General features: G+C 46.8%; 13 protein-coding genes. 1 reads left to right on the top strand and 12 read right to left on the bottom strand.

Annotation, left to right across the window (positions count from 1 at the left end; genetic code table 11):
• Positions 1-32 precede the first annotated feature (32 nt).
• Both VDIS_RS11425 and VDIS_RS11420 read right to left on the bottom strand, forming a co-directional pair.
• Positions 33-515: a PaREP1 family protein gene (locus VDIS_RS11425; protein WP_013337416.1), complete on the bottom strand. Its 483-nt coding sequence runs from the start codon at positions 513-515 to the stop codon at positions 33-35.
• 23 nt (positions 516-538) lie between these two features.
• Positions 539-1,258: a Rossmann-like domain-containing protein gene (locus VDIS_RS11420; RefSeq protein WP_013337415.1), complete on the bottom strand. Its 720-nt coding sequence runs from the start codon at positions 1,256-1,258 to the stop codon at positions 539-541.
• Positions 1,259-1,376: 118 nt separating this feature from the next.
• Between VDIS_RS11420 and VDIS_RS11415 the strand changes: the two genes are divergently transcribed.
• Entirely contained in the window at positions 1,377-2,492 is a 1,116-nt protein-coding gene (locus VDIS_RS11415; RefSeq protein WP_013337414.1) for a HoxN/HupN/NixA family nickel/cobalt transporter, read from the top strand.
• A 32-nt stretch (positions 2,493-2,524) separates the two neighbouring features.
• Here VDIS_RS11415 and VDIS_RS11410 read toward each other — a convergent pair whose 3' ends face one another.
• From VDIS_RS11410 to VDIS_RS11365, 10 genes are all read right to left on the bottom strand, one after another.
• Positions 2,525-3,124 (bottom strand): MBL fold metallo-hydrolase, encoded by a 600-nt coding sequence (locus VDIS_RS11410; protein WP_013337413.1) that lies wholly within the window; start codon positions 3,122-3,124, stop codon positions 2,525-2,527.
• Between the two features lie 10 nt (positions 3,125-3,134).
• Complete coding sequence (hypE, locus tag VDIS_RS11405) at positions 3,135-4,187, bottom strand: hydrogenase expression/formation protein HypE (protein ID WP_013337412.1); 1,053 nt, start codon at positions 4,185-4,187, stop codon at positions 3,135-3,137.
• Positions 4,188-4,230: 43 nt separating this feature from the next.
• Entirely contained in the window at positions 4,231-6,537 is a 2,307-nt protein-coding gene (gene hypF, locus VDIS_RS11400; RefSeq protein WP_013337411.1) for a carbamoyltransferase HypF, read from the bottom strand.
• Positions 6,531-6,884 (bottom strand): HypC/HybG/HupF family hydrogenase formation chaperone, encoded by a 354-nt coding sequence (locus tag VDIS_RS11395; protein WP_013337410.1) that lies wholly within the window; start codon positions 6,882-6,884, stop codon positions 6,531-6,533. Before VDIS_RS11395 ends, hypF begins: the two co-directional genes overlap by 7 nt.
• 5 nt (positions 6,885-6,889) lie before the next feature.
• On the bottom strand, positions 6,890-8,176 hold the full coding sequence (gene hypD / locus VDIS_RS11390) for a hydrogenase formation protein HypD (RefSeq protein ID WP_013337409.1): 1,287 nt from the start codon (positions 8,174-8,176) through the stop codon (positions 6,890-6,892).
• A gap of 114 nt (positions 8,177-8,290) precedes the next feature.
• Positions 8,291-8,590 (bottom strand): hypothetical protein, encoded by a 300-nt coding sequence (locus tag VDIS_RS11385; RefSeq protein WP_148678343.1) that lies wholly within the window; start codon positions 8,588-8,590, stop codon positions 8,291-8,293.
• A 248-nt stretch (positions 8,591-8,838) separates the two neighbouring features.
• A complete protein-coding gene (locus VDIS_RS11380; RefSeq protein ID WP_013337407.1) occupies positions 8,839-10,008 on the bottom strand; it encodes a hydrogenase cytochrome b subunit in 1,170 nt (389 codons plus the stop codon).
• Positions 10,009-10,020: 12 nt separating this feature from the next.
• The gene (locus VDIS_RS11375; protein WP_013337406.1) at positions 10,021-11,370 is read right to left on the bottom strand and encodes an NADH-quinone oxidoreductase subunit B family protein; all 1,350 of its coding nucleotides are present in this window, start codon (positions 11,368-11,370) and stop codon (positions 10,021-10,023) included.
• Positions 11,371-11,373: 3 nt separating this feature from the next.
• Positions 11,374-12,114, bottom strand: coding sequence for a helix-turn-helix domain-containing protein (locus tag VDIS_RS11370; RefSeq protein WP_013337405.1), 741 nt, complete (start codon positions 12,112-12,114; stop codon positions 11,374-11,376).
• Positions 12,107-12,412, bottom strand: coding sequence for a hypothetical protein (locus VDIS_RS11365; protein WP_013337404.1), 306 nt, complete (start codon positions 12,410-12,412; stop codon positions 12,107-12,109). Before VDIS_RS11365 ends, VDIS_RS11370 begins: the two co-directional genes overlap by 8 nt.
• Between the last annotated feature and the right edge of the window lie 81 nt (positions 12,413-12,493).

Below are 12,493 nucleotides of genomic sequence, written 5' to 3'. Positions count from 1 at the left end.
ATTAAAAGCTAATTGCCTAAGACCCTCCATGCCTAAGAGCCATGCTTTAACCCCTTAATAACGCCCCTTAACCTCTCAATCAACTCCAGAGCCGCCTGTCTATGTATTTCGAACTCTTCCTTGTCCATGAAGTTGCGGTAGAAGTTTGCGTGGAGTGCCTCGGCCATTCTAAAATCCATCAGAAGAGATTTATCACAGACTTCCTTATACAACTTCCCAATTACTACGTCATAATCCCTATGGCTATAGTGTTCCCAACCCCTCATCTCGGCGATGGCGTTGAGTAATGCCGTCACGGCGCCCCAGTACTTCTCGCCGGCCTGGGCTAAGTCACCCTTACTGTACAGTTCCTCCGCATTCCTCAGGTAATCCTCACTAAGCTTAAGATAAAACTCAACCCTACGAGGAGGATCAAGCCTCTCGGCAATTAGGCTAACTATAAACTCCTCGACATCCCCACCACCAGACAATTCCCTTAATAGCTCCGCTATTGTGGGTGAGAGCATTAATGCCATAAATAAGTGTTAGGCTTTGCATTTTAAACCTTAAATCTATAGGGAATGCCCAGGTTACTATGTACCTTCATTGATACGTAGCCGCCAAGCCTTAAGTGCTTCTTAACGGTCTTAACGTCCGTGAATTTCATGGACTCAATATAATGAATACCCAAGCCCTTCACTAACTCAGGCAGTAGGCTTGCGGATGGGCCTATGAGTACGTTAATACCCCTCGAGAAATCCAGCAATCTATCTATTGTGAAGTTTAAGAGCGCCATGCCCGTTATATATACCGTGCCGCACCTAGGTATTAATAACTCCTCCTCAACATCCGAATAGGCATTATCACCACGTAAGTATGGCGACCTCTCAAAGACGTAAACCTCGAGACCCTTACTCCTCAACTCCTCGATTAATGGCCTCATAAGGCCAACCACACATACTGGAGACCTTAACTCTAACTCGTCCTGCCTAACCTCGGTTATGTGGTATTGGGAAATCGCATTTATTAGGGCTAGCCCAAGAACCCTATTCAGTGGGTTAACGTCAATAACCATGTTAGGGAGGTAGTCTATCGAGGGCTCCATGACTCTGCCGATACCGTGTAAGTCCTCATAAGACACATGCGCCATCCCAATGGCTTCCCTACGACCATCAGAAACAACGACATAAGTAGCCCTAAGGCAAATGCAATAATCCACAATACTCAAATCACCGGCTAAGTCCATAGCGCGGGAAGCAAGAACCTCAATAAACCTCATATAACACTAAAAAGTACTACAACACATTATATGCATTATCTACGTAATAATTAATACGTAACTACTTACTACCTAACTGATAATAATACTTAAAAGTCATGCCCTATCCAATGAGTTAATGAGTGAGCAATTAGTCATAGGGAGGAAAACTGCCTTAATCATGGGCCTCACATACACCGCCATATTGACGGCCACAGGGCTTGCCTGGTTCTGGTTCTATGAACTAGTCACGCTCGCCCACAATGCCGCGTTCAGCAGTTCCGCAACATCGTGGCTTGGGGACGTAGCCCACATCCGTGGTGCAGTGACGTTATCCATTCTGGGGGTTTTGGCTTACCTATTCGGGCTTAGGCATGGCCTGGATGCCGACCACCTAGCCGCCATCGATAACTCCACCAGGAAGCTTGTCCAGGAGCGTAAGAGGTCGCTGTTTACTGGGACGTTCTTTAGCCTCGGCCACTCAACCGTGGTTATCCTAATGGCCGTGGCATTGATGATCGCCACCAGGTATATTGTCAAGAGCCTGGCTAATATTGAGAATGTCGGCTCAATAATCGGCACCTTAATAAGTGGTGGCTTCCTGTACATAATCGGCTTCCTAAACTTCCTAGTACTGCTGGAGATCTACGACATATATAGGGAGTTTAGGCGCGGTAGGCTTGATGAGGCTAGGCTTGAGGATGCACTAATGAGGAGGGGGTTCATGAATAAGTTCTTCAGGGGTTTGTTTAAAATAGTTGATGAGGACTATTACATGTACCCAATAGGCTTCCTATTCGGGCTTGGCTTCGACACAGCTACTGAGGTGGCGACACTGGCGATATCAGCCGCAGTGGCCGGGGTCTTCACGAACATACCCCTCTGGTACCTACTCGTATTCCCAGTGCTATTCACCGTCGGCATGGTCCTTACCGACACGACCGACGGATTCTTCATGAACTACGCCTACAACTGGGCCTTTAGGGATAGTCTCAGGAAGCTGTGGTACAACCTGACAATGACCCTAATATCAATAATGGTCGCGTGGATAGTGGGCACACTGGAACTACTCGGCCTAGTTCAGTCCGAGTTCAACCTAGGTGGGCCATTCTGGGACTGGATAGCGCTGGTAAATGGGGAGACTTGGTGGGAGTACGTAGGGGTAATAATAGTATTCACATTCGCAGTAACGTGGATAATATCATACGTAATATATAGATTGAAAATAAGCAGGCTGGGTATGGGCACGTCTTAAAAATTAATTTTTAGTAATTTTTGACTTTGACTTTACGGCATAGATCCCCTCATTAGTATTACCTGAGTGTAGGGCTGCGCAATGTCTCTAAATTTCACGAATTGCCTCCTGTCAGTAAAATGTATTGGAACGGCCATTTTAGGCCTTAATAACATCACCGCATCAGCGGCCTCCTCAGGCGTCATTACTGTGGCGCCGCCAATTGGTATTAGTAGAATATCTATCTTGGCGTTTCGAAGCTGGGATAACTCTTCAATAAGATCGGTATCGCCCATGTGGTATATTACGACGTCGTTAACACTCACTATATAGCCCACACCAAGGCCCTTCGGGTGTGCTGGTGCGCCATTCACCAACTTAGTTATATTGTATGCATTGACAACCCTAACCTTAAAATCGCCAACCACCACCTCATCCCCAGGTTTAATGACTGCGCCTCCAAAGGGTGAGTAATAAGTGCCGTTAATTGTGGCCGGTACATGGCCCTGGTGGTTATGCGTGTAGAACTTATAATCACAGTCACCACTGCTTACTAGGTCTATGCATAGGGCTTTGTCGCCATGCCTAATAATGACACCTGCTAAATCCGTAGTTCTCAACTCCACGTTGTGGTATATCAGCTTCAGGCCCATGCACGACCCCTCAACAAATCCTCGGCACCAGGTCACCTCTTGGTGGCTCTAGTATCCTGAAGCCTCCAATCACGGTCTTCTGCAATACGTAGCCCCTATACTTCTCGCTTTCCCTGACCTCACCAATTATTCTCGCGTTTTCAAAACCTAAACCACGGATGTAATTTACGACGTCCTCAGCGACGTCGGGATCCACGGCTAGCACCGCAACGCCCTCACTGGCTAGGTAGAGTGGGTCTATACCGAGCATCCCAGCGTATGAGGACACTTCAGGTCTGATTGGTATGTCCTCCTCATTGACCACGATTACCGTGCCCGTGGACCTGGCCCAATCATTCAGGGCCATGGCTAGGCCACCCCTTGTGGGGTCCCTTGCCGCGTGTATGTACTCACCGTACTTATCAATTAATGGGATCATGAGCCTTGTTAAGGGCTTAACATCACTACGTAACCTGGACTTCTCAATCAATTCCCTACTGATATCACCGCCTAATTGGTAGAGTAGTATGACGGCGCCGTGGTCACCCACGTAATCGCTAACTATGATCTTATCCCCAGGCCGTGGTTTATCAATAATTAGTCTCTTAGCTAACCCAATACCCACCGTGGTAATTACTATCCTATCAATCTGTCCCTTAGGCATTACCTTAAAGTCCCCACCAATCAATGCGACACTTTCACTCCTTAACGTTTCAATGAAGGAATTAATTATTGTTTCAAGGTCATTCATGGGGAAGCCCTCCTCAACAACTATTGAGTCCAGCATTGCTATGGGCCTCCCACCCATCATCAATACGTCATTTATTGAGCCGGATGCCGCCAAAACGCCTATGTTCCCGCCTGGGAAGAATGGTGGGTTCACGGTGTAGGCGTCCACCGTAACAATTAAGTACTCACCACTTAGTAAGGGTATCGCCGCCGCGTCGTCGGGATAATCAATACCAACGCCATTACCCACCTTTTTAAGCGCATCATCAACCTTACTGAAAATAAGCCTTTCAAGGAGTTCCAATGTCTCGACACCGCCAGATCCATGTGCAAGCCTTATACGTGATTCAGACATTATGGGGTATTGGCACTTATGCTTAATAAATCTTGATTCCTGACTATAGAAAATGCGATAAGTAATATGCCTGCCCAAGGGCGATGCCACCATCACCCGGTGGTACCCTCCTGGGGAGCTTTATATCAGCGTTGCATCTTCGTAATTCCTCACGTAATCCGCCTATCACGTAATCATTCACCGCGGCACCACCGCCTACATACACGTTCCTATTGCCCACCTCCCTAACCGCATCACATGCGACCTCCCCGAAGGCCCTCCCTAACAGGTATTGCGTTGTATAAGCTATATCACTTACCTTAGCTCCGCTAAGCATGGCCTCCATTGCTTGCTCAAAGAGGGAAACCGTGTCGATTACCAATGACTTGTTGGCGCGACTTATACTTACCTTAAACCCATTTATTAATGAGCCACCGCGGGCGGCCGCCTCTAGGGTTATTGCTGGCTCACCCTCATAGGTTCTACGTAAGGATAGGCCCAGCAACACCGATACCGCGTCCAGGAACCTACCAACGCCTGAGGTCATTATTGAACTGCCCAATTGCCTAAGCACTACCCTGGCCTCAATTTCGCCATTCGGTAAACCCCTGAGTAGGTTGAGTCTCCTTAGGTAATTGATCACATCTTCATCGCCCATGAACCTCGACATGTAAGAAATCACCATCCTGACCGGGTATAACGAAGCCAAATCTCCACCTGGCATCGGCACGTACATCAGATGCCCATATCTGTTGAAGCTTGCGCCATCTACCACGAGCACCTCACCGCCCCACGCCATGCCATCAACTCCATAACCAACCCCATCAATCGTCACCGCAACGAATTGATCGGTCTCATTCCAATCAGCCGCAACTGATAATGCATGCGCATGATGGTGATAAACACTCACCACCTCCGCATTAAGTTCCTCAGCCCACCTATGGCATAACCACGTGGACCTATACGCTGGGTTGGCATCGCATACAAGCACGGGGTCCTTAATCCTGTAAGTCCTACTAAACCACCTAAGCTCCTTATCAAGGTCGTCCAGGGTCTCCACATAGTCTAAATCACCTATGTACTGCGTCAGGATCACCTTATCATTAATAGCCACCGCGCCGGCCATTTGAAGGTCTGCGCCGAAGGCTATCACCGGCCTACGCAGTTTAGTGGGTAGTTTAATCCACATGGGTGCGTAGCCCCTGGACCTCCTGATGATCACTAATTCACCATCGGTGAACCTCACCACGGAGTCATCAACCCTATGCGCTATGCGTAGGTCGTGGTCAAGCACGTAATCCACAACCTTACCTAATTTCCTAAGGGCGCAGTTTATGTCCGTGCACATGGGCTGGTCATGAATGTTCCCGCTGGTCATCACCAGGAACTTGTCCCTGGTGTCCATGAGGATTAAGTAATGAAGTGCGGTGTATGGTAGGAATACGCCCTCCTTATCGAGACCCGGGGATACATACTTAGAGACTGGGCTGTCGGGGAGTTTGGGGAGAAGTACGATGGGTCTCTGCGGCGATGTCAATACATCCCTAGCCCTGTCATTTATAAGCACTAATTTGCTGGCCACGTAAATGTCGAGAGCCATCACCGCGAAGGGCTGTGTTGGTCTCCTCTTCTTCTCCCTAAGCCTGAGGACCACGTCGTCGTTAGTCGCCAACGCCGATATGTGGTAGCCACCGACACCCTTAATAGCCACTATGCTGCCCTCCTCGATTAGTTTAACCACGTATTTAATTGGGTCCCTCGTCTCGATTACCTCACCATCGCTAGTCAATAACCTCAGTCTAGGGCCGCATGAGCCGCAGGATACGCCTTGATAATAGTATCTACGCAATCCACTAATCACTGGATTATCATACTCACGTTGGCAGTATGGGCAGGGCTTAAACGATGCCCAGCTCGTGTTATGCCTATCGTAGGGTAACGAGTCAATCACCGCGAACCTGGGCCCACAGTAACTACATGAGTTGAAGGGGTACCTATACCTCCTTGGGTTGCCTGGGTCAAGGACTTCCCTGAGACACTCATCGCATATTGCCAGGTCGGGTGGTATTATTGATATCGCCTCAACGTTATTAGAGCTTTCTAAAATCTTAAACTCACTAAACCCCCTGGGCACATCCTCAGTTATTGAGTACTCCTCAATGTATATTGCCCTTGGCCTATTATTCATGAACTCATGTATGAATTCATTAACCGCGCCATCATCACCCTCGATAAAAACCTCAACTTCGCCACCACCCATGTTTCTAACGTAGCCCTTAATCCCATACTTATCGGCGAGTACCTTAACGTAGGGCCTAAAGCCTACCCCCTGTACAATCCCTATGAAATGTATTTTTCGGGCTGTCACCATATTTCACGGACGACCTCCTTCGAGCCCTCTTTAGCCTTCCTCATGGTCTCAAATATCCTCCTGAACTCCTCCTCAACCTGCCTAACCGCAATCTCCGGGTCGTCACCAGCCATTATGGCTAATTCCCTCGCCAGCTCCTTCTTCTCCTCAATGAATTGGTTAATCGCATCCATGTCCAGCTTGGTTATTATGACGCCTGCGTGGACCATGACCAAGTCACCCTTATTGATTCTCTCGTTACTTATGCCTATGACGACGGGCCTCGGCACGCCATCGCCAATGTCCACGTAGGCCAGGGAATTCCTCTCATCTATCTCGAGGACCACGGCAGGCACGGCCCAGCACATGCCACTCACCCCATCAGCCCAAGGTCTTTGGCTATATCGAGCGCCAGTCCACCGCCACCAAACCTGGCCCATACAGCGCAGGCGCCCTCCATACTCACCATGCACGGGCCAACTGGGTGGTCTGGAGTGCATTGCTTCATGAATAATGGGCAGTCCGTAGGCTTAGCCTTGCCCAGGGTCACCTCCGCGCATTTGCAGCCGGGTGGTAGGTCGTAGCGCCAGGTCTCCGGGGTTAGGTCCTTAATACCGAAGTACTCGAAGCCGTTGTATTCACGGTAGTCATCCCTAAGCGCCAAGCCACTCTTCGGTATGTAACCTATGCCCCTCCATGGTGAGTCCACTGTCTCAAAAACAGTCCTAATCGCTGACTGGGCCTTCACATCGCCCTCCCACCTAACGGCCCTTGTATATTCAATAACCACTTTAACCTCATCCCTAACTAACTGCCTAAGTATTTCCGCAATCGCCATTAATACGTCGTTAGGTTCGAAACCAGCCACAACCACTGGTATGCCGTAGTTCTCGGCTATTGGTGTCCAGGCCTTACCGCCGATTATTGTTGACACGTGGCCCGGCGCTATGACCCCCATCACGGGGTAGTCCGTGGGCTTCTCCCTGAGTATATCAAGTGAGTAGAAGGCGGCTGGCGGCGTTAACTTGACCAGGCTTAGGATTTTAAGGTTCGGCGGCGGTAACCTCTTAATTAATGCCTCCGCGTAGCCTGGAGCCACAGTCTCAAATCCAATACCCAAAAACAACGAGTCTTTACCATGCCTCTTAGCGTCGATTATAGCATGGACTAGACTATGTGTTATCCTGACATCAGCGCCCATGGCCTTAGCCTCGGCAAGGCTCTTGGCGCCCTTAACGGGGGTTATGGCGGGTAGCCTAAACGTATCGCCATACGTGTAGATAACCACGCCATCTAGTGCCAACCTAATTGCCTGCTCTATGTAATACGATGGCGTAACGCAAACGGGACACCCAGGCCCTGCCACAAGCTCTATGTTTTTAGGAACCAGGGACCTAATGCCGAAATGTACTATGGTCCATTCATGAGTTCCGCAGAAATCCATTATCTTAAATACGTAGTCCTTACCGTAATTCCTACTTAAATAATCACTGAATTTCATTATATAATCCCTTAACCTTCTCGTGACCTCGAGATTACGCCTAAATATCTCCTCAGCAACCCTAATTCTACTAGTTATCACAGGGCACTTCCAACAATCAATACTGGGCGACGGAAAGCACGCTGGAGAATTTCCCATGCATGACGTGGATATAGACATGCAGAATCAATGTGAATTATAAAAATTTAATTAATTATTATCAGTTAATTGGAATGAGCGAGAGAAAAGGAAAAAGAGATAATTTTGAGAATAATGCCGTAAAAAATACCTACATTACCTAGGACACGAACCTCTAACATGGAATATACTTTCTACGTAATTCCTAATTGTAAAGGAACTTCTCCTAATATGCCTTACTAAATCCTTTACAAAGAAATACGTTGGAATGATAACAATAATCGCAGACACTATAATACCTGCCACAGGCCCACCATGAACAAAGGCAAGCCCCATAATGGGTAGTGCAAGGGCCATTAATATTACGAAATAGATGAATAAAGCACCCACGAAAGTGGCAACAATGCCTAAATCATCAATAATAGTGCAATAATTCCTACGTTTCACATTATTCATGTTCTCACCAATAATATTTACTCGCATTTAGTTTATAAATCTTTCTGAAATCTATATATTAATAAGAGAATATATATAATTATTGTGATAAATAATTGATAAATAAAGCAACAATATCTCAATGGACTAGAGTAATTTAGTGAATTATGTAATTTTATTTAACATTCTAAAGCATTTTAAAATATATAATATTAAAAACTTTTGATATTATATTAACTCTTAAGAATACTCGCTGCTTTATTTTTGTTTTATTTTGATTTTACTTCAACATGTTCCTCTACGACATCCGGCTTAGACCATAATAATGGTAATTCATATCGGGTATACTTCTCAACCCTCGTAACCTTAACAACGCCACTCCTCACTAAGTCCTCATACCATGCTGGGTGCTCCTCCTTAACAATATCCAGCGGTATCTTACCGCTGTGGAATACCTCCCTATATGGGAATATCTTCGGGTTAAAGTGTGTGTATGTTAGGTGGACCAGTAGTAGGAACGTCACGGCTAAGATGGCCTCCTTGGTATGCATTACGTAGGCTACGCCTGCGCCCGCCGATGGACCCCAGACTGCCATTATGATACCTGGTATGCCCAGGACGGCAATACCCCAATAAACGCCCCAGTACTCAAAGAGCTCCTCTGGGTCGTACTTGTGGGTCCATGGTGGTAATGGGTGTCTCGGGTTAACTAACCAAATAGTCCTATGCCATATGTATGTTACGAAGTCCCACGTGTATATCCTGAGCAGGGGCCACTTCTCCAATATGCTGTATCCCCTGATTTTGTCGACTATTATCCTAGCGCCATAATATCCGAAGTGCGCCAGGACTAGGAAGCCCATTATTATGCCTGAGATTATGTGTATCAATATTATCAGTGGGTATGGGCTTGTGAAGGACGGCCATAGGAAGTAGGGCGGTGGCCCACTGAAGCTGACTAGGCCGTTTATGTAGACCTGGCGCCATATTGGGTTAGTGTCTAGCATAGCCACGAAGCCCGTGAAGGCGCAAATGACGAAGGTCACAAACATTAAAATATGCTGAGCCCTCTGCCACACGTTCCACCTCTGTATCATCGGTGAACCAGCTCTCTTTAGTCTAACCCACTCACCTGCGTATCTAGCGAAGGCCGCGAAGTGCCCAAGGACCCAGTAGGAACCGTATAAGGCAATTAATATTATGAGGATGTCAAAGGCAACTCCAAGGAATAGTACCCACGCGATTGGGTTAAATATGGCGACGCCCAGGTTCCACCCTATCGAACTCATGTAACGCATGAAATCCGCGTACTCGCTGGGTAATGGTAATAAGGCGAAGTAGTAGACTATGGCCCAGGTCAACCCAACATCAATTGCCGTTAAAATGCCACTGCCTATCAACCTGCCGCGGCTATAGGTAACCGTGGCGGCCTTAGCCATGACACCACCCCATCACTTCTTTTCCTCCTTCCTCTCAGCCCTCTGCCTGGCCGCGTACCAGCCGCCGGCTATTGCGCCGGCAACTACTGTTGCGGCGCCAACCACCGCAGCAGCCGTGGCCAGGTCCTTGGCTGACCAGCCGACGTAGGGTAGCTTAACGTAGAATGGTTCATAGGCATCCGTGAACCCTGGGTTTGTACAGGCTATGCAGACTCCGCCCTGCCTAGTTGGCCCACCGACGCCGGCTACCCAGCCTATCTTATTCCATGGGCAGTGAGCCACTGGACCTTTACAGCCAACCGCATATAGGCACTTGGCATCATTATCGCCGGGGTATGGCCTGAATTCGCCGGCTGCGTACCAGGCGGCCCTTGGGCACTGCTCATGCGTAGTGTACTGATATATAAATAGCGGCCTGCCGTACTCATCGAGGAACTTACTCCTCTGCAGCGCGCTGGCGGGTATTATACCTATGGCGGCCAGGGCTAGGAGGGCTAGTGTCCTCATTATGCCATTAGGCCCAGCTGGGCAGCCGGGCACCGCTACTATTGGCTTAACTGTGCTGAAGTCGGGCACCATGTCCTTATCCCAGTAGTTAGAGTATGGCCCAATCACGTCTGAGAAGTATGGGTGGTGTATCACGCCAGTAATGCCCCTGTATGGGTCATCAAATAGGCCAATGGCTCCGGTCGGTGATTGGGACCAGCCGTTGGTTGGGTATTGGAAGTTCGGTGGTGGCTCAAGGACTTTATCAGCAGGTATGCCGCCGTAGCTTGCACAGTTACCAACACCCACGACTGCCGCTGCATTAACTATCAATTTCTTAAACCACTCAGTGCATGTGTATGGCCCAATCTTACAATAAAAGCCACCCTCGGTGGTTATGTTACTTCCAGGCATTCCATACTCAGCCGGTAATGAACCCTCTAGGACGAGGACGTATGGGCCGTATTTACCCTGGGCGACGTCATTGAGTATCTTATCAGCCGTACCGGTGTAGAATTCCTCAGTCCAATATACCGAGGGCTGCTCCGTTTGGCTGAATGAGGTGACGTGCGTCGCGCCCCATTCCGGCATGACGGTCTCGTGGAAGATTAGCCTAACGGTGCCGGGTCCAACAAGTGGTGTTCTTCCTAATAAAACATCCAGTAGGCTTGGGTTAGTTGCCTGTATAATCGAGGTGGTGTTACCTGCACAGTCCTGGGCCTCCAACCAAACAATGCCTATATCACCATTTCTCACAGCATCGGCAAAGGCATTTATTACCCTATTCCAATCCAACGCGGCGAACATCGCGGCTATGGCTGACGCCTTCAGGAAGTCTCGCCTAGTGAGTTTAATCTCTATCTTTGGTGGAGCCATTAGTTAGCATTTCCTAGCTTGATTTAAAAAATGAATTTCCACACTATTGAAATGGGAATTAACACCAATATTAATGTTAATATTAATATCATCAATACCATATTTACGCTTAATACAGTCAAAGCGACACATTAATCTATATACAAAACCATCATTACTATTCCTATAAATAGAGTCTTTACCGTAAGGACAATGCTCATCCTTGAAACTGCACGCGATGGCAATTACCCCCTCATTACTGATCACGATCTTACTACCGTTAGGTAACTTTATACCAGGTATAAAATTAATAATTAGGTATGCAATCAATGGCTCTAATAATGTATTAATAGAGTATTTGACAACATTTATTAAATTATTATTAAATAATGATAACAGTAGACTCAGAATATCCTTAATAGACTTTATTTCAGTACTATTCAATACGTCGATGATATTGCTATAATTCCTAATGACATTAATGAACGATTTAATAACGCCATCCTTAAACCCTATAATCCTACTTAACCTATAGGCAGCATACTCATTACCTAAAATCGCGAGTAATAGAATACCCTTAATCGTTATATCCACAAACATATCATCAACCTCGACATAACCCAACCCAGCAGCCTTCTTAACGTACCTATACGTCGTTGCCAAACTTAGTCTCGTATTCCTATAAATATCATATGTACTCGATGCACCATGCTCAAGCAAGTAATTAAGTATCTCAACCAATTTATTAAGTTCCACATTAGCCATGGCCACTCCCCACACGCTCGTTTCTAATCCTATTCAGAAGCTCCCTAACCCTATCATTACCAGAACCCAGGGTAGTTTCATGCGCAGGTTGCTGGTTGTCCAATGACGTTAACTCCTCAAGTATTAACTGAGATTTAATATTATTAACTAATATATTAACAAGTAAATTAGTATTTAATGCTATAGCAATGCTCATTGCAAGGCCACGTATAATGTATCTTCTTATGTTAGCATTACTATTATAATTATTATCCATTATGTTAATCATTTTATTATGATTTTTAAATTTTATTCCCATATTAAATGTATATGAACTTGTTATATGTAAAATTTTTAATAATTTACAATGATAAATTATGGTGAATCAATCAATAATATA

This window comes from Vulcanisaeta distributa DSM 14429 (assembly GCF_000148385.1).
GTDB lineage: Archaea > Thermoproteota > Thermoprotei > Thermoproteales > Thermocladiaceae > Vulcanisaeta > Vulcanisaeta distributa.
The sequence above is the reverse complement of the archived record's forward strand: the minus strand, read 5'-3'. Positions and strand labels throughout refer to the sequence as shown.